The following is a 20,602-nucleotide window of genomic DNA, read 5'->3' on the forward strand; positions in this document are numbered from 1 at the left end:
GGAACGCTTTCCCTCATGCGGCCGCGCGGAAAGGCGTGGCCGCATGGATGTTCAGGTCTCAGTTCTTGAGGCCGGTGCGGAATTCGCTGGTGGCGATATCGGCAGGCAGAACCACCTCCACCTTGCCATCCTGGATTTGCAGGACAGGCGGCACATAGGAGTCGGCAATGCCACTCTCGGCGAAGGAAATCGGGCCGAAGAAGGTCTTGAATCCACCCTTCTGGAGTTCGGCGCGAACCTTGTCATGGTCGGTCGAGCCGGCGCGCTCAATGGCCTGCTGCAACACGACGCCGACAGCCGCGCCGGAAGCCTGCGTGAAGTCTGGCGCGGAGCCGTATTTCTCCTTGAACAGCTCCACGAACTTGCCGGAAGAGCCGAAAACATCATCGCTTTCATACTTCACGACCGGGTGGAACCAGCTTGCCGTCGTCACATTCTCGGCCAGCGGGCCAACGGCGCTGATCCATTCCTGATAGGCCGGGCCATTGATGAGGGTGAAGACATCCCCGCCCACCTTCAGGTCAGCCGCCTGCTTGCGGATGGTGATGAGGTCATTGATGTAGCCGGTCACGACCACCCAGTCCGGCCTGGCTGCGCGAAGCTGGGTGAGGGCTGAGGCATGGTCCAGCGTGCCGATGGCGTATTTCTCGAAGAAAACGACATCCAGCCCGCGCTTTTTGGCGCTCTTTTCAAACTCGTTGGCGAGTGAAAGCGGGTAAAGGTCATTGCGCGCCAGAATGGCGACACGCTTTGCATCAGGCAGGCTGGTCTTGACCAGTTCCGCGATAGGCTCGCTGAAGGTGCTGTTATCAGTGTAAACGCCGAAGAGATTCTTGTAACCCTGGTCAAAGACTTCAACCGAAGAAGCCGAAGAGGCGATCATCGGCACGCCATACTTTTCGGCAACGGCACTTGTTGCCTTGGTGGCACCGGAACCGAAGGGGGAGAAGAGGAAGTTCACCTTGTCATCTGTAATCAGCTTTTCAGCAAGCTGAATGGCCTTTGGAGTCTGTGACTGGTAGTCATAATAACGCAGGTCAACTTTCAGTTTCCTGTCGCCAACCTTGACACCACCGGCAGCATTCACCTGCTCCTGCCACAGTTCATAACCCTGCTTGAGCTTGGTGCCCTCCGGAGAGAGCGCACCGGTAACCGGAAGCGGGGCTCCGATGATGAGCGTTTCCTGGGCGATGGCCGGCAATGGGGCTGTTGCGGCCATAAGCAGGGCTGCGAGCGCTGCGCGAAAACCTGACGTCATGGATAGGATCCAATATGGCTGTGTGTAAGGGGCAGCCCTGAGGAGGGCCACCTCCCTGGTTCCTTGGCTTTTCAAGCCGGGCAGAAGGCGAAGCTGGATTCCACAATAATATTCTGTGTGTGGCCGCTTAACCGATTAAATGCATGTTTGAAAAAATCAGTCAACTTAGTCTATGTGGATTATCAAAATTAAAATTTGTCCAATATGGTGTCTGGATACCAGATTGGCGGAGAACTTTCATAAGGACTGAAAGGAGATTTCAGAGAGAAGAGTGATCAGTTTTTATTGTTTTATGTATATATGAACGCCGATTTGCATGTGCTCTCATCAAGGATGATCACATCATAAATTACATATGATAAATATCATGTATTTCATCAATTTCATAAGCAAAATTAAAGGTAAATTTTCATATTAATACATGATGCCATTCTGATATGAGGCCATCATCAGCCCGATCCGGCCCATGCGAGGCCAAAACATCCAGAGACATACATCAAAGCGCAGTCAATAGTATGAATACTTGTAGCGGCACGATGGAGGCGAGAACTCCCAGTCAGCGCGCGGATCGATACCGCAGGTGAATGAGAGGATATGGCCGCCCTTGTCCGTCCCGCGCTGAACGACCGATGCGCTCGAACCGTTCCGCGCCTTTGGCGCGGGCAGGACATTGTACGGCGCCTGCAAGCGTTGGCGTGAGGATCATCCGGAAATGGAGGAACTCCGCAACCGTCTCGCCGAGGACGGCGAAATCTACCCCGGCGCCTCATTCTCGGTTTCAGCCTGAAGCACTGCGAGCAGGGACATGAAGCGCTCGCCCTGCACCAGCACATGGCTGCGCAGACGTCTTTCCGCCTCCGCCGCATCGCTGGCGAGCAGGGCTTCGAGAATGCCCTCATGCTCGGCCAGTGAGGCATCCATGCGGCGCGGAACCTTCAGCTGGAGCCGGCGATAGGGCTGGAGCGCCCGCTGCAGACGCAGGGTTTCGGCCGCCAGCACGCGGTTGCCGGTGGCGTTATAGATGGCCCCGTGGAAATGGGTATTGGCCTCATAATAGGCGCTCAGATCCTCGGCCAGCGCGGCAGCGCGGCATTCCTCATGGGCGGTGCGGATGGCGCGCTGGTCATCCTCCCCCATGCGCTGGGCGGCAAGGCGGCCACATGTGGCCTCCATCTCGGCCATCAGCTCGAAGGACTCGATCAGCTCGCGCGGCCCGAGCAGCACGACAAATGCCCCCCGGCGCGGCCTGATCTCCACCAGCCCCGATGCGGCAAGCTGGTTCAGCGCCTCGCGGACAGGGGTGCGTGAAACGCCGAAGCGCTCCGCCATGCCCACCTCGTCCAGCCTCTGGCCAGGACGCAGCCGGCCGGAAATGATGTCGTCCTCAAGGGCTTCCCGCAGCCGGGGGATCTGTTCTCCGCGCACGCCGCACCTCCTGCCACAGTCTGAACGCATTGCACTGCAAAATGCAAGATGAATTTTCTTGCATACAAGATCGTTGACATATCATGCAGTTCAAGTTTCATTCTAAAGACCAACGAGAGAGCCGCCATGTCCGCATCCAGCCCCGCACCCGCCCGCAGCCACGCTTTCGACCCATCGGGCCGGCACGAACAGGGCCGGGCCATGAGGCTGTGCACATATCGTCGACTTGCCCCCAGCGCCGCCACATTGTCCCATATGGAGCAGGCACGGCCTGACGGAGAGCTGGCCCACACAGCGGACAAGAGGCACTGACATGAGCACGAGCACTTCATTCTTCAGTGATCTTCTGACATCCATCGCGGAACGGGGGCGCTCCCTGCTCTCATCATCTCCCCGCAAGGCGCAGGGCGCGGTGCGCTCCGCCTCGCTGGTGGACCGGTGCGAGGAGCTGCTCTCAGGCCGGGGCGAGGCCTCCGGCATGGCGCTGGCGAGAGAGATTCTGGAACGCTATGGCCGGATGAAGACCGGCGAGCGCATCGCCTTTTTCGAGGCTCTCGCCGAAACCTTCGGCCCCGATCGCGCCCGTCTGGATGCCGCCATCGAAAGCTATGCCCGCACCGGCTCCGACACGGCGATGGAAGCGGTGCATGCGGCCAGCGAGCCGCGGCGGCAGGCCCTGTTCCGCCGCCTCAACATGGCCCCTCAGGCCACCCTCTCGCTGGTGCGCATGCGTGAGGACCTGATGGACGCCCTCGTCCACCGGCGCGACCTGTCGGCGGTGGACCATGATTTCGGCCACCTGTTTTCCTCCTGGTTCAATCGGGGGTTCCTCGTGCTGCGCCGTATCCACTGGTCCACCCCGGCCAATGTGCTGGAAAAGATCATCCGCTATGAGGCGGTGCATGAAATCCGCGACTGGAACGACCTGCGCGCCCGTGTCGACACGCCGGACCGGCGCTGCTACGCCTTCTTCCACCCGGCCCTTGTGGATGAGCCGCTGATCTTCGTGGAAGTGGCGCTGACGGCCGATATCCCCGGCGCCATCGCCCCCATCCTCGCGGAGAAGCGCACGCATCTGGACCCGAAGAAGGCCACCACCGCCGTCTTCTATTCCATCTCCAATTGCCAGCGCGGCCTTGCCGGCGTCTCCTTCGGCAATTTCCTCATCAAGCAGGTGGTCGAGGATATTTCGCGCGAGTTTCCCGCCCTCACCACCTTTGTCACCCTCTCCCCCTCGCCCACCTTCGCCAAATGGCTGGATGGCGAGCGCAGAAATGCGGAATCGACGGTCCTCACCCCGGCCGAACAGGAAACCCTCAAGATTCTGGATACACCGGACTGGGCCGAAAAGGCGGATGTGCGCGAGCAGATCTCGCCCATCCTCTCCACCGCCGCCGCCGCCTATTATCTTGTCGCGAAAACGGCCCGGGGCAAGCCGGTGGATCCCGTGGCCCGCTTCCATCTGGGCAATGGCGCACGGCTGGAATGCATCAATCCCATGGGTGACCTTTCGCCCAAGGGCATCAAGCAGGCCCATGGGCTGATGGTGAACTACCGCTATGTGCTGGCGGATATCGAGAAGAACCATGAAGCCTTTGCCGGCAAAAGCGAGGTTGTCGCCAGCCCGGCGGTCAAGAAACTGCTGCGTGCCGAAACCACCCAGCGCGCCCTTGTTCCCACATCCTGAGAAGAGCAATGACAAAAAGCGCCAATCATCTCTTCAGCGCCATCCGTTCCGCCATCACGGACCCGGACAAGCCGCTGGCCATACATCCCGAAGGCGGGGTGGAAACCTATGCCGATGCGCTCGCCCTTTCCGGCCAGCTCGCCAACCTGCTGGTGGCGCGCGGGGTGAAACCGGGGGACCGGGTGGCGGTGCAGGTGGAGAAATCCTGGCCCGCACTGGCGCTCTATCTCGCCGCGGTGCGGGCAGGTGCGGTCTATCTGCCGCTCAACACCGCCTATACGCTCAATGAGGTGGAATATTTCCTCTCGGATGCGCAGCCCACCGTGTTTGTGTGCAGTCCGCACATTCTGGAGGATGCAAGAGCGCTCGCGCAGAAGGTGAATGTGCCCTGCGTGGAAACGCTGGGTGCGGATGGCACGGGCTCGCTCACCGAGGCGGCGGCCGGGCAGGACACGCAGTTCGAGGATGTGGCGCGCGGGCCGGAAGATCTGGCCGGCATACTTTACACCTCCGGCACGACCGGGCGCGCCAAGGGCGCCATGCTGAGCCACGACAACCTGCTCTCCAACGCCCTCACCCTGCGCGACTACTGGAAGTTTACAGACAAGGACGTGCTCATCCACGCCCTTCCGCTGTTCCATACCCACGGCTTGTTTGTTGCCTCCAACATCATTCTACTCTCGGGCGCCTCGATGTATTTCTGCCCGAAGTTCGATGCCCGCCAGGCACTGGAGCTGATGGCGCGCACACAATACCGGCCCACCAGCCTGATGGGCGTGCCCACCTTCTATACCCGCCTGCTGGATCAGGACGCACTGACGCGGGACGCAACCGCCCATATGCGCCTGTTCGTCTCCGGTTCCGCCCCGCTTCTGGCCGAGACGCATCGCGCCTTTTCCGAGCGGACCGGCCATGCCATTCTCGAACGCTATGGCATGACCGAAACCGGCATGAACACCTCCAACCCGTATGATGGCGCGCGCATTGCCGGCACTGTCGGCTTCCCGCTGCCTGATGTGGAGGTGCGCGTCACCGATCCTGAAAGCGGCACGGTGCTGGCGGCGGAAGAGATCGGCATGATCGAGGTGAAGGGCCCCAATGTCTTCAGGGGCTACTGGCAGATGCCCGAAAAGACCGCCAGCGAGTTCCGCGACGGGTGGTTCATCACCGGTGATCTCGGCAAGATCGATAGCGACGGCTATGTCCATATTGTCGGGCGCGGGAAGGATCTGGTCATCACCGGCGGGTTCAATGTCTACCCCAAGGAAGTCGAAACCGAGATCGATCTCATTCCCGGCGTGCTGGAAAGCGCGGTGATCGGCGTGCCGCATCCCGATTTCGGCGAAGGCGTCACCGCGGTTGTCGTGCCGCAGGCGGGAGTGGAGCTGAACGAGGCGGATATTCTCAAGGCGCTCGACGGCCGGCTCGCCAAGTTCAAGATGCCGAAAAAGGTGTTCTTCGTATCCGAACTGCCCCGGAACACCATGGGCAAGGTGCAGAAGAATGTTCTGCGCGACACCCACAAGGACATCTACCGCAACGCGGCCTGAACCGGCTGCGGGCGGAACAATGCTCCGCCCGCAGCCAGAAAGATGCAGAACAAGGCATGAAAACATGCCGATAAAAGACATCCCAAGAATAAAGAGATCCCAAAAATAAAGACATGCCAAGAATGGCAGTCATGAAACAGGAAACGCCAGAACAGACCCTGCCCCGGGTCTATCGGAGGAAGATTCATGCTCAGGAAAACATTCGCCCGCCTCGGCACAGCCCTGGCACTGGCCACCGCCCTGTCGACGGCGGTTGTCGCCACAGCAAGCGCACGGGACATGACATTGCGCGCCTCTCACCAGTTTCCGGGAGGCAAGGGCGATCCGCGCGATGAAATGCTGCAGATGATCGCTCGGGATGTCGAGGCCGCGAATGTGGGCCTGAAGATTCAGGTCTTCCCCGGCGCCTCCCTGTACAAGCCGCATGAACAATGGGGCGCACTGACCAAGGGCCAGCTCGACATTTCCTCTTTCCCCCTCGATTATGCCTCCGGCCGCGTGCCGCAATTTTCTGTCACCCTGATGCCGGGTCTGGTGCGCAATTTCGACCGCTCCGAGCGGCTGAACACCTCCCCCTTCATGGATGACATCAAGGCTCTGGTCGAGAAGAACGGCGCCATTGTCATTGCGGATGCATGGCTTTCCGGCGCATTCGCATCCAAGAAGGGCTGCATCACCAATCCCGACAGCATCAAGGGACAGGTGACACGGGCCGCGGGTCCGGCCTTCGAGCAGATGCTGTCCAAGGCGGGCGCCTCCATTTCCTCCATGCCGTCCTCGGAAATCTATTCCGGCATGCAGACCGGCGTGCTGGATGCCACCAATACATCCTCTTCCAGCTTCGTGTCCTATCGTCTCTACGAGCAGGCCAAATGCCTCACCGCACCGGGCGAGAACGCGCTGTGGTTCATGTATGAGCCGGTGCTCGTCTCCAAGCGCACCTTCAACAAGCTGACGCCCGAACAGCAGAAGGTGCTGCTGGAAGCCGGCAAGAAGGCGCAGGAATGGTTCGCGGGGGAAGCCCGCAAGGACGATCAGAAGATGATCGACCTGTACAAGAAGGCCGGCGTTGAGGTCATCGAGATGAGCTCGGAAGATTTCGATGCCTGGCTGAAAGTGGCGCAGGACAGCTCCTACAAGAACTTCTCCGAGAAGGTGAAGGGCGGCGATGAGCTGATCAAGAAAGCCCTTGCAGTGGAGTGAGCGGACTTAAGCTCCCAAGGTCCGCCACCCCCTCCCCTGCGCCATGCCCCGGCATACGCGGGGGAGGAAGGGCCTGATCCCTTCGCGCGACGAAAGCAATTCACATGTCTCGTCTTTTTCTTGTCACCGTGGACAACCTGTCCCGGGCGGCGGCGATCCTTGCTGGCATTTTGCTGGTGGTCGCCATGCTGGTCACCTGCGAGATGGTCTTCATGCGCTATGTCTTCCGGGCGGCGACCGTCTGGGAAACCGACATCGTGATCTTCTCGGCCACCGCCGCCATCTTCCTTGGCGCACCCTATGTGCTGCTCACCCGCGGCCATGTGGGCGTGGACGTTGTCGAAATGGCCCTGCCCCAGCGCCAGCGCCGCATTGTCGGCATCATCGGCGCAGTGCTCGGCCTGCTGTTCACAGCCGCCATGACCTATGCGACAGCGCTGCTGTTCCATGAAGCCTATGTGAATGAATGGCGCACCTCCACGGCCGCCGAAATCATTCTGTGGGTGCCGCTTCTGCCGCTTCCCGTCGGTTTCGGGCTGCTCTCTCTCCAGTATATCGCCGAAATCATCCGCCGCATCGCCGGCATGGACGGCTTTGGAGCTCACCCATGATGGATCTGTCCCCCACATCGGGCGCCCTGCTCGTCATCAGCCTGCTTCTGGTCCTGCTGGCCACGGGCATGCCCATCGCTTTCGCCCTCGGCCTTGCGGCGCTGGGCGGCCTTCTGGTCTCCAACGGCATCGACGTGTTCGAGGTGCTGGGCGAAACCCTGTTCGCCGGCATCGCGAACCTGGCCTTCGTGGCCATTCCCATGTTCGTGCTGATGGGCGCGGCCGTGGCGGCCACCCCTGCGGGGCGCGATCTTTATGATGCGCTCGACCGCTGGCTGAACCGGATTCCCGGCAGTCTCGTGCTCTCCAATATCGGTGCCTGCGCCATCTTTTCGGGCATGACCGGCTCCAGCCCGGCCACCTGCGCCGCCATCGGCAAGATGGGCATTCCCGAGATGCTCAAGCGCGGCTATCCGGCAACGGTGGCCACCGGCTCCATCTGCGCCGGCGGCACGCTGGGCATCCTCATTCCCCCCTCGGTGACGCTCATCGTCTATGGCATCGCCACCGAAACCTCGATCGGCCGCCTGTTCCTTGCCGGCGTCATGCCCGGCCTGCTGCTCACGGCCATGTTCATGATGTGGGCCTTCATTGACTGCAAGCGCAATGGCATGAAGTTCGAGGAGGTGCGCACGCGCTTCACCTTCAAGGAGAAGGTTGCCGCCCTGCCGCGTGTCATACCTTTCCTGCTGATTATTATCGGCACGCTCTATGTGCTCTATGGCGGGGTCGCGACTCCCTCCGAAGCCGCCGGTGCAGGCGCGTTCTTGACCCTTGCCGTGGCGATCATCTCCTATCGCCTGTTCCGCCCAAAGCCTATTTTCGATATTTTCTCGTCCGGCATGCGCGAAAGCGTCATGATCATGATGATCATGGCATCAGCTGAACTGTTCGCCTTCGCCCTGTCATCGCTCTACATCACACAGACTTTGGCCGAAACCATCGCCACCATGGATCTGAACCCCTGGGTGATGATGGGCATCATCAACCTGTTCCTGCTGGTGACGGGCCTGTTCCTGCCTCCGGTCGCGGTCATCGTGATGTCGGCACCGCTGCTCTATCCCATCGTCGTGGGCGCCGGTTTCGATCCCTACTGGTTCGCCATCGTGCTCACCATCAATATGGAAATCGGGCTCATCACGCCGCCGGTGGGGCTCAACCTGTTCGTGGTGAATGCGATTGCACCGCAGATTCCCACATCGCAGGTGCTCTGGGGTGCCCTGCCTTATGTGCTGGTGATGGCGCTGGCCATCGTCATCCTGTGCATCTTCCCCGGCATCGCCACATGGCTGCCGGATCTGGTGATGGGGCCGGCCATCTGAGCCCCTGACCTGCCCGCGTCGCCCCGGGGCTTCCTCATGGCGACGCGCGCTCCCGTCTGTTCCAGTGCCCAAACTTCAAGCGCCCGTTTCCGCCTTTCCCCCATCAGGCGGAGCGGGCGTTCCTGTTTTGCGCCCGTCTATTGACGCGCCCTCGCGCCGCAACCCGTTACCCTTTGGCAAATCTGCCATATTATAAACAGAAGCCCATGCATGCTTCACGGCAGCTTACTGAAAGACGGGATATCTCCATGACGACATACCGCCCATACACCCACCCCGCCGGTGGGTGGGATGCGCTGAAAGCCATGGAAGAGGCGCTGATCAAGCAGGACATTCCGCTCGAAGGCATGTCCATTCTCTCGCGCATGAACCAGCCCGACGGCTTCGACTGCCCCGGCTGCGGCTGGGCGGACCCGAAAAAGACCTCGAAATTCGAATATTGCGAGAATGGCGGCAAGGCCATTGCGTGGGAATCCACCACCAGGCGCTGCACCCCGGAATTCCTTGCACAGCACACGGTGAGCGAACTGGAAAAGTGGGATGACTATGACCTTGAAATGGTCGGTCGCCTCACCCATCCCATGCGCTATGATTCCGCCAGCGACCGCTATGTGCAGGTGAGCTGGGAAGAGGCCTTCGCCCTTGTGGGCCGCCATCTGAATGCGCTGGATGACCCCAATCAGGTGGAGTTCTACACCTCCGGCCGCGCCTCCAACGAGGCCGCCTTCCTGTTCCAGCTTTTCGCCCGTGAATATGGCACCAACAATTTTCCCGACTGCTCCAACATGTGCCATGAGCCGACAAGCGTCGGCCTGCCGAAATCCCTCGGGGTGGGCAAGGGCACGGTGGTGCTGGAGGATTTCGACCATACCGACTGCATCTTCATCTTCGGGCAGAATCCGGGCACCAACAGCCCGCGCATGATGACCGCCCTGCGCAATGCGGCAAGGCGCGGGGCCACCATCATCTCCTTCAATCCCTTCCGCGAACGGGCGCTGGAGCGTTTTCAGGCGCCGCAGGATCCGGTGGAGATGGCGACCTTCTCCTCCACGCAGATCTCGAACCATCTGTTCCAGGTGCGTTCGGGGGGCGATGTGGCGGTGCTCAAAGGCATCATGAAGCTGGTGATCGAGGCGGATGACGCCGCCCGCGCCAATGATACCGCCCTGGTTCTGGACTGGGACTTCATCAACAACCACACCGCCGGCTTTGCCGCCCTGAAGGCCGACCTTGAAGCCACCGGCTGGGAGGAGATCGAGCACAAGTCCGGCCTCACCCGCGATGAGATCGCCATTGCCGCCAACGCCTATATGAAGGCCGAGCGCGTCATTCTCGCCTATGGCATGGGCATCACCCAGCACCGCCACGGCACCCACAATGTGCAGCAGATCGCCAATCTCGCCTTGCTGCGCGGCAATGTGGGGCGCGATGGCGCCGGTGTCTGCCCGGTGCGCGGCCATTCCAATGTGCAGGGCGACCGCACGGTGGGCATCACCGAGATTCCCTCCGCCGAACTGCTGGACAATCTGGAAAAGCATTATGGCTTCACGCCCCCGCGGAAGCCGGGCCATAATGTGGTGACGGCGCTGGAGGCCATGGTGCGTGGAGAGGCCCGGGTCTTCATCGGGCTTGGCGGCAATTTCTCCGTCGCCATACCGGACTGGCAGCGCACGCAGGAGGCCATGCGCAAGCTGGCGCTCACCGTGCACATCTCCACCAAGCTCAATCGCAGCCATCTCATTCACGGGCAGGATGCGCTCATCCTGCCCTGCCTTGGCCGCACCGAGCTGGATGTGCAGGCCTCCGGCCCGCAATCCATGACGGTGGAAGACACCATGTCCATGGTGCATGCCACCACCGGCATGCAGAAGCCGGCCTCCGAGCATCTCAGGAGCGAGCCGGCCATCATTGCCGGCATGGCCCGCGCCACCCTGCAGAACCGCTCGAAGGTGGAGTGGGAAAAGCTCATCGGCAATTATGACCTCATCCGTGAGGATATCGAGGCTGTCTTCCCGGCCCTGTTCCAGGGCTTCAATGCACGCATCAAGCATCCGGGCGGCTTCCACCTCACCTCCACCGCGCGGGACCGGGTGTGGAACACCCCGTCCGGCAAGGCCAATTTCCTTGTCTGTGATGGCCTGTGCGAGGATCCGGCGCAGGATGAGGATGACGTGCTCTGGCTCTCCACCGTGCGCAGCCATGACCAGTACAACACCACGCTCTATTCCCATTCGGACCGTTATCGCGGCATCCACAATGCGCGCGATGTGCTGTTCCTGAACGAGAACGAGATGGAGCGGCGCGGCCTGAAGACCGGAGACAGGGTGGACATCATCACCTGCTCCACCGATGGCTTGGAACGGGCGGTGCGCAATTTCCAGGTGGTGGCCTATGGCTATCCCGATGGCAGCGCCGCCGCCTACTATCCTGAAACCAATGCGCTGGTACCGCTCTATGCCCATGACCCGGACTGTTTCACCCCATCCTACAAGGGGGTTCCGGTCAAGGTGGTGAAGTCCGCATCCGGGGGTGAAAAGCCGGCCAAAGCGGCCTGAAAGCCTTTCTTTCAGGCGCTGGCGGACACAGTCGGCAGAATGACAGGCCGGGCCATGCGCCCGGCCTTTTCGCGGGAGGCGATGGCCGCACCTGAAGGCCGCCCCGCCTCAGCATGCCATCAGCGTTCCACCGGAACCACATCCACCCCCACCGCCAGCGCATGGTCGCCCGAGGCGACAATCACCCCGTCCACCGGGGCCACATCGGCATAATCGCGGCCAATGGCGAGCATGATATGGTCTTCCCCCACCGCAATGGCATTGGTGGGGTCAAGGCCGATCCACCCATCCTGCGGCCCGCACCACAGCTCCACCCAGGCATGGGTGGCATCTGCCCCCTCCAGGCGCGGCTGCCCCTCCGGCGGCACGGTGCGCAGATAGCCGGAAACATAGCGCGCCGGCAGCCCCATGCCGCGCAGGCCGGCAATCATCACCTGCGCAAAATCCTGACACACGCCGCGCCGCTTCTCGAAAGCCTCATAGGGCCGTGTCGTCACCAGCGTCGCGCCCGGCTCATAGATGAATGAGTCATGGATGCGGTGCATCAGATCCAGCCCCGCGCGCAACACCGGCGCATGGTCCTGAAGCAGGGGCGCGCACCAGTTGGTGATGGCCTCCTTCAACGGAATGGCGCGGCTGGGAAACAGCCCGTGCACCGGCGCATCCGGCCCCAGATCCATCTGCTCCAGCGCGGCGCGGCGCACCTGCTCCACCGGGGCCGTGCCATCGGGAGCCGGCAACAGGGGGGCGCACACCTCCACCCGGCTGCGGGCAGTCATGTGCAGGGCCTCGTGCGGCTGGTCCAGTGTCAGCCATGTCACGGCATTGCCGAAGAAGTCCTCCCCCCGCTCCAGACTCGCCGCCGCCGGGTGCAGATCCAGCATATGGGCAATCACATGCTGCCGCCCCTTCCGCTCCACCGGGGTCATGCGCAGGATCTGCCGCGCGAAACGCACCGGCGCACCATAGTGATAGGTCGTGGTCTGGCGCACATCATAAAGCATGGCTTCACCGGGCCGGCGCGGGTACAGGGGGCGATGCGGAAGGCGGGGGAAGGGGTGCGGCCTCATCGTCCTGCCCATGCAGGAAATAGCGGGCGGCCACCTCATCGGAAAGCTGCATCAGCCCCTCCTCCATCCGCAGAAACCACGGGGCGGACAGATCCTCCACCGTGGCGGCGGCAAGCTCCGCCTGAAGCTGGGCCACCCTGCGCATCCATGGCGCGGGCGGGGCATCCATGTCCCGCCCCGGAAGCTGGGCCAGATGAATGGCGATCTGCCCCAGCTGGAAGGTGACGGAGCGGGGATTGTCCGGGTCCAGCACCACCAGATCCAGCACCGGGCCACGCGCCTCCATCATCATGTAACGGCTGCGATAGGTGATCTGGCTGTCCGCCACCTGCAGCAGGGCATCCAGCGCGCCCGGCACGCTGCTTTCGCCAAAGGCGCGGGCGCAGCGCAATGTGTTGATGGCCCTCTCCAGCCGCCGGCCCAGCTCCAGAAAGCGCCAGCCGCTGAGGCGGTTCATGTTCTCGCTCGCCAGTCCGGAAAAGGCGGCGATGATGCGCAACATGGCATCGGCCTGCTCATGGGCCTCCGCCTCGGCCGGCATGGAGCCGGGCGCGCTCATCACACAGGCCTCAAGATCCACCAGCGCCTTCCAGGCATCCGGGGAGAAACGGTCGCGGATCACCGAGGCGGCCATGCGCGCGCCCTGCACCAGTTGCGGCAGCGCGCCGGGCATATCGCGCCGGGTGAGAACGGTGATGGCGTGGCGCGCGGGCGAGGCCGGCATCCTGTCTTTCGGAATCGCGCCCCAGCCCTCCAGCAGATCCAGCAGGAGGCAGACCAGCGGGCTCACCCCGTAATCCTCCCCCTCGGACAGGCGGCTGACGAGAATGCGGGTGAGCCGCAGCGTCACCTCCGCCCGCTCCACATAGCGCCCCAGCCAGAACAGATTGTCCGCCGCCCGGCTCGGCAACATGCCGGATGAGCGGCGCACCGGCACATTTTCGGGGCTGGGCAGCAGGCTGGTATAGGCCACCGCCCCTTCCGCCAGAACCCAGACATCCGCCGAGCTGTCGCCATTCTGCATGGAAACGGCGCGCGGGTCCGGGGTGGATGAAATCCGGCAGAAACCGCCGGGCATCACCTGCCAGCCCTGCTCTGTGGCGGTGAGAAACACCCGCAGGGTGAAGGGGCGCGGGGTCAGCCCCTTCCCGGTCCAGACCGGGGTGGTGGACAGGTGCACCACATCCTGCCCCACCAGATCCGCCCCGCGGCGTTCCAGAAGCTGCAACAGCCGGCGCCGCTGCGGCGCACCCAGCTCCGCCCCGAGCACCGAGTGTCCGGGAAGGCCGGGCATGCGGCCACCAAATGCCGGGCCGATGACCAGCTCATCCAGACGCGCCATGACCAGCGCCTGCTCCGCCTCCTGCCCGCACCACCATGTTCCCACATGGGGCAGGGCGAGGGGCGCACCCAGAACACGGCTGGCCAGGCGCGGCAGAAAGGCCATCAGGGCGGGCGCCTCCACCAGTCCGCTGCCCAGCGCATTGGCCAGCGCCACCCCGCCATGGCGCACCGCCTGCACCAGCCCCGGCACGCCCAGACGCGAGCGGGCATTCAGTTCCAGCGGATCGGCGAAATCCGCATCCAGACGGCGCAGCAGCACATCCACCCGCTTCAGCCCGGCCACGGTGCGCACATGCGCCCGGTTGGCCTGCACGGCAAGATCCTCCCCCTCCACCAGCAGAAAACCCAGATAGCGGGCGAGCAGGGCATGCTCGAAATAGGTCTCGTTCAACGGGCCGGGTGACAGCAGGCCGACATGCCCCTCCCCCTGCCCCAGTTGCGCCAGCCCGGTGCGCATGGCCTGAAAGAAGCCGGCAAGGCGGCGCATGTTGAGCGCGCGGGAGACATCCGGCAGAGCCCTCTTCATGGCCAGCCGGTTTTCCAGCGCATAGCCGCTGCCGGAAGGCGCCTGTGTACGGTCTGCCAGAACCCACCAGCGCCCATCCGGGCCCCGCCCCACATCCGCCGCATAAAGCTGGAGAAACCGCCCGCCCCGCGGCTGGATGCCAACCATGGGGCGCAGGAATTCCGGGCTGCCGGCAACCGCGGCGGCCGGCAGGTCGCCATCCGCCACAAGACGGGCAGGCCCATACAGATCGGCCAGCACCCCTTCCAGCAGCTCCGCCCGCTGGATGAGCCCCGCGCACAGGGTATCCCAGTCCGGCTTCTCGATGATGAGCGGCATGTGGCTGAGCGCCCATGGCCGCTCCCCGCCATTGGCATCATGATAGACCCGGTAGAACACGCCGGAATCGCGCAGATAGCGGTCTGCCGCCGCGAAGCGCCGACGCAGCTCATCCGGCCCCAGCCCGGCAAGGGCGGCCAGAAACGGCACCCAGTGCGCCCGCAGCCGCCCTTTGGCGTCCATCATCTCATCATGCACGCCATGCAGGGTCTGATACCCGCCCACGAAACTCTCGGCAGCCGCCTGCTCGGATCTTTCGGTGCGTTGTTCCGGTCCGGACACGCCTTCTCCCTTTCGGCTTTTTCGCAGCCTTGTTCGACAGCCTGCCGGGACAAGCAGGGGTCCCGGGGAACCTCGTCTCACGGCGGCGTGATTTCCCATGCAGGAACCGCGCCATGAACGGGCAGCGCGCGCACCGGAAACACCCCGGGGCATCACGATACAGGCCCTGCCGAACAGGCAGAAGGCAACATAGCGCTGATGTCACGGCACTGTTCGCCTGAAAAGCAGGCAGGGGCCGGCACGGCCGTGGCCGGTGCCCGATGCTTCAGCACATGGTGAGGATTTGGGCAGGAAAGGGCATGGCCATGCAGGCCGCCCGGGCGGTCTCTCTCAAGCCTCATCTGCCCGGCCAGATTCGGACCTTCCCGGTATCACAAGGCCCGGGACCGGGTTGAAACGGAGAACCGGGGCAGCCAGAAACGCAAAAAGCCTGCCGCGCATATCGCAGCAGGCCGCAGATCCTGAAAGACGCTGTAAAAAGTGGCAGCAGGGCGAAAGCGCGGATCGCCCCTCACAAGGCCCGTCTGCGCGAATCCTCAAAGCCAGCCCGAAAGCGCGGACCACTCAGGCCCGCGCGGACACGCAGCTCAGTAGCCGGGCAGATCGAACGGCCCGGGCAGCGGCCAGCGCAGGCCGGTGATGGGGCCGGGTTCCGCGGCACTGGCCGAGAAGGTGGGGTAGTTGTAGCCGGGCGGCAGGGCATAGTTCAGATAGGGCATGGAGCCCGGCTTCACCATGGTGCCCGGATTGAGATAGGACTGGTCCTTGGTGATGGTCACCCGCGTGCGCTGCTGGTTGCGGTTGTTCTGCTGGGCCTCGGCGACCCCGGCGAGCACGACCGAACCCGCCAGCGCGAGTGTCAGCGCGGCAGCATAGGTGTGAAGCGGTGCGAAACCCATGGAAACCTCCTCGAAACGGCGTCTCAACCGTCCTTGATGAATTAGGGCACTCCCGCGCCATGTGCAAGGAAAGGGACGTCGCAACGTCACTTTTCATCCACACCATGGGCATAACAGTGGCTCCGACGCAACAGTCGTCCGCGACAAAAACACCCCTCACACCCTGAAAAGGCTTGAATCACGGGCACGTGGATTTGCATGCGCGCGCGGTTCGTCCTAAAAGACCCCACCGGCCAGATGCCGGTAGATTTTCGAGGAGCATTATGGGCTACAAGGTCGCCATTGTCGGTGCCACAGGGAATGTGGGCCGGGAGATTCTGACGATCCTCGAAGAGCGGGGCTTTCCCGCTGACGAGGTGGTTGCACTCGCGTCTCGGCGCTCGCAGGGCACCGAAGTTTCCTATGGCGACAAAACCCTGAAAGTCAAAGCTCTCGACACTTATGACTTCTCGGACACGGACCTGTGCCTGATGTCGGCCGGCGGCTCCATTTCCAAGGAATGGGCCCCGAAGATCGGCGCCGCGGGATGCGTTGTCATCGACAACTCCTCCCAGTGGCGTACCGACCCGGACGTGCCGCTCATCGTGCCGGAAGTGAATGCCGACGCGATCGTGGGCTTCTCGAAGAAGAACATCATCGCGAATCCCAACTGCTCCACCGCCCAGCTGGTGGTGGCGCTGAAGCCCTTGCATGATGCGGCAACCATCAAGCGGGTGGTCGTGTCCACCTATCAGTCCGTCTCCGGCGCCGGCAAGGACGCCATGGACGAGCTGTTCAGCCAGACCCGGGCCATCTTCGTCTCCGACCCTGTCGAGCCGAAGAAGTTCCCCAAGCGCATCGCCTTCAACCTCATTCCGCAGATCGACGTCTTCATGGACGACGGCTACACCAAGGAAGAGTGGAAGATGGTGGTCGAGACCAAGAAGATTCTCGACCCGAAGATCAAGCTCACCGCCACCTGCGTGCGTGTGCCGGTCTTCATCTCCCATTCCGAGGTGGTGAATGTGGAGTTCGAGAAGGAATTCTCGGCCGAGGATGCGCGCAAGGTGCTGCGCGAGGCGCCCGGCATCATCGTGCAGGATACGCGCGAGCCGGGTGGCTATGCCACGCCGCATGAGGCTGCCGGTGAGGACGCCACCTATATCTCGCGCCTGCGCGATGATCCCTCGGTGGACAATGGCATCAGCTTCTGGTGCGTCTCCGACAATCTGCGCAAGGGCGCGGCCCTCAATACGGTGCAGATCGCGGAGGTTCTGGTGAACCGCCGGCTCATCACGCCGAAGAAGGCCGCCTGAGCCGGACAAGGACAAGAACGGCCCTCCCCGGAGGGCCGTTTTCATATAGGCCTGCCGCGCAGGCTCCGGGGAAGACAGCGCGACAGCCGGCCGGGAATGGATAATGTCTTGCCCCTCCCGGAGGCTTGTCATAGGACGCGGCCTGAGCGGGCGATGATGTCCCGGCCCGCAACAGCTTCAAAATCCGGCCATGCCAGGGCATGACCGCTTCAGACAGGTGAACACATGCCGCACCATTCCCGTTCGGATCATGAGGTGGACCCCAAGCTGCTGGAGATTCTGGTCTGTCCCGTCAGCAAGGGGCCGCTGGAATATAACCGCGAGCGGCAGGAGCTGATTTCCCCGGCCGCCCGCCTCGCCTACCCCATCCGCGACGGCATCCCGATCATGCTGGCTGACGAGGCCCGCCCGCTGGATGAATCCGAACTGAAGCGCTGAACCCGCGCGGACAGACACGGCACCCCAGACAAAAGCGCTGGCCCTTGCGGGGGCCAGCGCTTTCTTGTTCAGTTCCATGTCTTCCGGAAAGACCGGAGCAAGCCTTTAGAGCGCCTCGCCCTTCAGCAGCCGCGGCACATTGCCGGAAAGGCCGGCGGCATCCTTGATGAACAGGTTTTTCAGGCGCGGCATGCGGTCGACAATGCCAAGGCCGATATCCCGCACCGCCCGGAGCGCATCCGAGTGGTTGGAGAACAGGCGGTTGAGCCCGTCTGTCGCGACCCCCATCGCCACCGTATCGAAACGCCGCCAGCGCTGGTAACGCTCCAGCGTGGTGGGCGAGGCGAAGTCCAGCCCCACGCGGGCGGCATCGGTCACCACCTCGGCCAGTGCGGCGACATCGCGCAGGCCCATGTTCAGCCCCTGCCCGGCAATGGGATGGATGAGATGGGCCGCATCCCCCACCAGCGCGAAACGCGGGGCAATGAAGCTGCGGGCGATGGAGAAGCCGAGCGGATAGGCCCGCGGCTTCGTCACCGGCTTCACCGCTCCCAGCTTGTGGCCGAAGCGCTGCTCCAGCTCCTCCTGGAACAGGAAGGACGGCATGGCCAGAAGCCGCTCGGCATCCGGCGTGCGCTCGCTCCACACGATGAAGGAGCGGTTGCCCGGCATCGGCAGGCTGGCAAAAGGCCCGCCCGGCAGAAAATGCTCGATGGCGCAGCCCTCGTGCGGGCGCTCATGTTCCACCGCGAAGGTGATGGCGCTCTGGTCATAGGCCCATTTCACCGTCTCGATGCCGGCAAGGGAGCGCAGGCGCGAGCGGGCGCCGTCACAGGCCACCAGAAGCCGGGTGTGCAGGGTCTGCCCGCTGCCCGTGGTCAGCTCCATATGGCGCTCATGGGCGGTGAAGCTGTCCACCGTCTCGGCGCGCATGTCCACGCCGGCGGCGCGGGCGGCATCCACCAGAGCACGCTGGAGCACCCCGTTGGACATCATGTAGGCGAAGGGCTCGCCCGGCTCCACATCGCCATCGAAGGTCAGGAAGGAGGGGCGGGCCACATCCTTCAGACGGCTGTCGGTCACCACCATGGAGCGCATCGGCTCGGCGCTGGCCTGCACCTGATCCCACACGCCAATGGTGGTGAGCAGGCGGCGCGCACCGGCGGCAATGGCAGACCAGCGCTCATCCCCGGCAGCGGGGCGCTCGATCGCCGGATCGAAAATGGTGATGGCCGCCTCGTCCCCCAGCGCACCGCGCAGCGCCAGCGCAAGGCTTGCACCGGCAAGCCCGCCGCCGACAATGGCGATGTCCAGACGCTCCGGCGCACGACCCGTGAACGGCGCTGCAGACTCGAAGGGGCTGTTCATCGTCTCATCTCCTCGCACATCCGGCGTGCCACGCGGATGTCATACCGGCCGTTTGCCGCCGATGAAACCACGTTTCACCCAGCTTGCCGGAATCACCCTTCAAATGACAAGCTGCCGAACACACTTGCACCGTGGCATCGCGCCACGGTACCCCTGCCTGAATCTCACCCAGCACCATCGCGCAAACAGCGAGAGCAGCCCGGCATGTCATCCTCAGCGGAATCCAACATTGAAACGCTTTTGTCCATCCTTGATCTGGAACCGCTCGAGATCAACCTGTTCCGGGGCATCACGGCGGGGCAGGCCAATAACCGTGTCTTTGGCGGCCAGGTCATTGCGCAGGCGCTTGTCGCGGCCCGGCGCACGGTGAAGGAAGCGCGGATCGCCCACTCCCTGCACGGCTATTTCCTGCTGCCGGGCGACCCCTCCATCCCCATCATCTATGAGGTGGAGCGCATCCGTGACGGCGGCTCCTTCACCACCAGACGGGTTGTGGCCATCCAGCGGGGCGAGGCCATCTTCTCCATGGCCGCCTCCTTCCAGGTGCTGGGCGAGGGGCTGGAGCACCAGTCCACCATGCCGGATGTTCCCATGCCGGAAGATCTGCCGCCCGATACGGTATGGCGTGAAAAGCTTCTGGCGCGCTTCCCCGCAGCCTCCGGCCGCGGCTGGATGGCGCTGCGTCCGCTGGAAGTGCGCCCGGTGGGCGACATGCCCTATATGGGCACGAAGTCCGGCCAGAAGAGCGCCATGTGGCTGCGCACCACCGCCCCCCTGCCCGATGACCTGCCGATCCATCAGGCCATTCTGGCCTATGCCTCGGACCTCACGCTGATTCAGGGCGCACTGTTGCCGCACGGGCATTCGGTGCTGGATGGCGCGCTTCAGGTGGCCAGCCTCGACCATGCCCTGTGGTTCCATCGCCCGTTCCGCATCGATGAATGGCTGCTCTACAGCCAGGATACGCCCAATGCCGGCGCCCAGCGCGGCTTCGCCCGGGGGGAAGTGTTCACCCGCGAGGGCGTGCTGGTGGCCAGCACCGTGCAGGAAGGGCTGATGCGCCCGATCGTGCGGCGCGATCCGGCACAACAATAGGCATCTGCACTCTCTCCCTGGCCCGCCTGGGGAGGAAGATCGTGGCGCATCCCGCAGGATACGGTCTTGCGGGATGCGGCCGTGCGGGCCAGCGGAACATGCCGCTGCGGAAGAGGTCAGCGCTTCAGCGCAGACCCGGCCCTTCGGGCGGGCATGCGCACAGCCTTCACCGCCCCCTCCTGCTGCGCCGCACCAACATTTGCCGCCAGAATAGGCATGGAGACGAAAAAGGCGGCGAAAAAAGCGGCAGGAGCACGGCGATTTCTTGGTGCACCGCCACATGACGAGAAAATAGGCATCACCTGCCGACAGGTGATTTGCACTGCAATTCCAGCAAAATGCCTCGACGCCATGCC

15 protein-coding genes are annotated in these 20,602 nt (G+C 63.3%); 9 read left to right on the plus strand and 6 right to left on the minus strand.

All coding sequences use genetic code 11. From position 1 onward, the window contains the following. Nucleotides 1–58: 58 nt before the first annotated feature. Together ACT6QG_RS01030 and ACT6QG_RS01035 are read right to left on the minus strand one after the other, a co-directional pair. Nucleotides 59–1,258, minus strand: a complete 1,200-nt coding sequence (locus ACT6QG_RS01030; RefSeq protein ID WP_444975743.1) for an amino acid ABC transporter substrate-binding protein — start codon at nt 1,256–1,258, stop codon at nt 59–61. 753 nt (nt 1,259–2,011) lie between these two features. Further along, nucleotides 2,012–2,683 carry a GntR family transcriptional regulator gene (locus ACT6QG_RS01035; RefSeq protein WP_444975744.1) on the minus strand — a complete coding sequence of 224 codons (672 nt, stop codon included), beginning with the start codon at nt 2,681–2,683 and terminating at the stop codon, nt 2,012–2,014. 313 nt (nt 2,684–2,996) lie between these two features. On the opposite strand from ACT6QG_RS01035, the gene ACT6QG_RS01040 reads away from it, so the two are divergent. The 6 genes from ACT6QG_RS01040 (at nt 2,997) to ACT6QG_RS01065 (ending at nt 11,611) form a co-directional block, all read left to right on the plus strand. Then, entirely contained in the window at nt 2,997–4,370 is a 1,374-nt protein-coding gene (locus tag ACT6QG_RS01040; protein WP_444975745.1) for a malonyl-CoA decarboxylase, read from the plus strand. Nucleotides 4,371–4,378: 8 nt separating this feature from the next. After that, complete coding sequence (locus ACT6QG_RS01045; RefSeq protein WP_444975746.1) at nt 4,379–5,920, plus strand: malonate--CoA ligase; 1,542 nt, start codon at nt 4,379–4,381, stop codon at nt 5,918–5,920. Between the two features lie 279 nt (nt 5,921–6,199). Further along, a complete protein-coding gene (locus ACT6QG_RS01050; RefSeq protein WP_444975773.1) occupies nt 6,200–7,123 on the plus strand; it encodes a TRAP transporter substrate-binding protein in 924 nt (307 codons plus the stop codon). A gap of 104 nt (nt 7,124–7,227) precedes the next feature. Further along, nucleotides 7,228–7,734, plus strand: a complete 507-nt coding sequence (locus ACT6QG_RS01055; RefSeq protein WP_444975747.1) for a TRAP transporter small permease subunit — start codon at nt 7,228–7,230, stop codon at nt 7,732–7,734. Beyond that, complete coding sequence (locus ACT6QG_RS01060; protein WP_444975748.1) at nt 7,731–9,056, plus strand: TRAP transporter large permease; 1,326 nt, start codon at nt 7,731–7,733, stop codon at nt 9,054–9,056. Before ACT6QG_RS01055 ends, ACT6QG_RS01060 begins: the two co-directional genes overlap by 4 nt. Before the next feature lie 248 nt (nt 9,057–9,304). Beyond that, on the plus strand, nt 9,305–11,611 hold the full coding sequence (locus tag ACT6QG_RS01065; protein ID WP_444975749.1) for an FdhF/YdeP family oxidoreductase: 2,307 nt from the start codon (nt 9,305–9,307) through the stop codon (nt 11,609–11,611). Nucleotides 11,612–11,730: 119 nt separating this feature from the next. Here ACT6QG_RS01065 and ACT6QG_RS01070 read toward each other — a convergent pair whose 3' ends face one another. The 3 genes from ACT6QG_RS01070 to ACT6QG_RS01080 all read right to left on the minus strand — a co-directional run bounded on the left by ACT6QG_RS01070 (nt 11,731) and on the right by ACT6QG_RS01080 (nt 16,050). Further along, complete coding sequence (locus ACT6QG_RS01070; protein ID WP_444975750.1) at nt 11,731–12,615, minus strand: transglutaminase family protein; 885 nt, start codon at nt 12,613–12,615, stop codon at nt 11,731–11,733. Between the two features lie 4 nt (nt 12,616–12,619). Further along, nucleotides 12,620–15,055: a circularly permuted type 2 ATP-grasp protein gene (locus ACT6QG_RS01075; protein ID WP_444975774.1), complete on the minus strand. Its 2,436-nt coding sequence runs from the start codon at nt 15,053–15,055 to the stop codon at nt 12,620–12,622. 683 nt (nt 15,056–15,738) lie between these two features. Next, complete coding sequence (locus ACT6QG_RS01080) at nt 15,739–16,050, minus strand: hypothetical protein (RefSeq protein WP_444975751.1); 312 nt, start codon at nt 16,048–16,050, stop codon at nt 15,739–15,741. Nucleotides 16,051–16,313: 263 nt separating this feature from the next. Here ACT6QG_RS01080 and ACT6QG_RS01085 point away from each other — a divergent pair, with 263 nt between their 5' ends. Both ACT6QG_RS01085 and ACT6QG_RS01090 read left to right on the plus strand, forming a co-directional pair. Beyond that, complete coding sequence (locus ACT6QG_RS01085) at nt 16,314–17,345, plus strand: aspartate-semialdehyde dehydrogenase (protein ID WP_444975752.1); 1,032 nt, start codon at nt 16,314–16,316, stop codon at nt 17,343–17,345. Between the two features lie 225 nt (nt 17,346–17,570). After that, nucleotides 17,571–17,783, plus strand: coding sequence for a Trm112 family protein (locus ACT6QG_RS01090; protein WP_444975753.1), 213 nt, complete (start codon nt 17,571–17,573; stop codon nt 17,781–17,783). Nucleotides 17,784–17,888: 105 nt separating this feature from the next. On the opposite strand, the gene ACT6QG_RS01095 is transcribed toward ACT6QG_RS01090, so the two are convergent. After that, nucleotides 17,889–19,151 (minus strand): ubiquinone biosynthesis hydroxylase, encoded by a 1,263-nt coding sequence (locus tag ACT6QG_RS01095; RefSeq protein ID WP_444975754.1) that lies wholly within the window; start codon nt 19,149–19,151, stop codon nt 17,889–17,891. A gap of 204 nt (nt 19,152–19,355) precedes the next feature. Here ACT6QG_RS01095 and ACT6QG_RS01100 point away from each other — a divergent pair, with 204 nt between their 5' ends. Next, entirely contained in the window at nt 19,356–20,246 is an 891-nt protein-coding gene (locus ACT6QG_RS01100; protein ID WP_444975755.1) for an acyl-CoA thioesterase, read from the plus strand. Nucleotides 20,247–20,602 lie beyond the last annotated feature (356 nt).

Source organism: Haloleucobacter ellipsoideus, assembly GCF_052491725.1.

Bases quoted from the DNA above. Each gene is read 5' to 3' on its own strand.
- ACT6QG_RS01065 (WP_444975749.1), top strand. From the start codon at position 9,305: ATGACGACATACCGCCCATACACCCACCCCGCCGGTGGGTGGGATGCG.
- ACT6QG_RS01070 (WP_444975750.1), bottom strand. From the start codon at position 12,615: ATGCTTTATGATGTGCGCCAGACCACGACCTATCACTATGGTGCGCCG.
- ACT6QG_RS01055 (WP_444975747.1), top strand. From the start codon at position 7,228: ATGTCTCGTCTTTTTCTTGTCACCGTGGACAACCTGTCCCGGGCGGCG.
- ACT6QG_RS01095 (WP_444975754.1), bottom strand. From the start codon at position 19,151: ATGAACAGCCCCTTCGAGTCTGCAGCGCCGTTCACGGGTCGTGCGCCG.
- ACT6QG_RS01050 (WP_444975773.1), top strand. From the start codon at position 6,200: ATGACATTGCGCGCCTCTCACCAGTTTCCGGGAGGCAAGGGCGATCCG.
- ACT6QG_RS01060 (WP_444975748.1), top strand. From the start codon at position 7,731: ATGATGGATCTGTCCCCCACATCGGGCGCCCTGCTCGTCATCAGCCTG.
- ACT6QG_RS01045 (WP_444975746.1), top strand. From the start codon at position 4,379: ATGACAAAAAGCGCCAATCATCTCTTCAGCGCCATCCGTTCCGCCATC.
- ACT6QG_RS01040 (WP_444975745.1), top strand. From the start codon at position 2,997: ATGAGCACGAGCACTTCATTCTTCAGTGATCTTCTGACATCCATCGCG.
- ACT6QG_RS01030 (WP_444975743.1), bottom strand. From the start codon at position 1,258: ATGACGTCAGGTTTTCGCGCAGCGCTCGCAGCCCTGCTTATGGCCGCA.
- ACT6QG_RS01075 (WP_444975774.1), bottom strand. From the start codon at position 15,055: ATGATGGACGCCAAAGGGCGGCTGCGGGCGCACTGGGTGCCGTTTCTG.
- ACT6QG_RS01090 (WP_444975753.1), top strand. From the start codon at position 17,571: ATGCCGCACCATTCCCGTTCGGATCATGAGGTGGACCCCAAGCTGCTG.
- ACT6QG_RS01100 (WP_444975755.1), top strand. From the start codon at position 19,356: ATGTCATCCTCAGCGGAATCCAACATTGAAACGCTTTTGTCCATCCTT.
- ACT6QG_RS01085 (WP_444975752.1), top strand. From the start codon at position 16,314: ATGGGCTACAAGGTCGCCATTGTCGGTGCCACAGGGAATGTGGGCCGG.
- ACT6QG_RS01080 (WP_444975751.1), bottom strand. From the start codon at position 16,050: ATGGGTTTCGCACCGCTTCACACCTATGCTGCCGCGCTGACACTCGCG.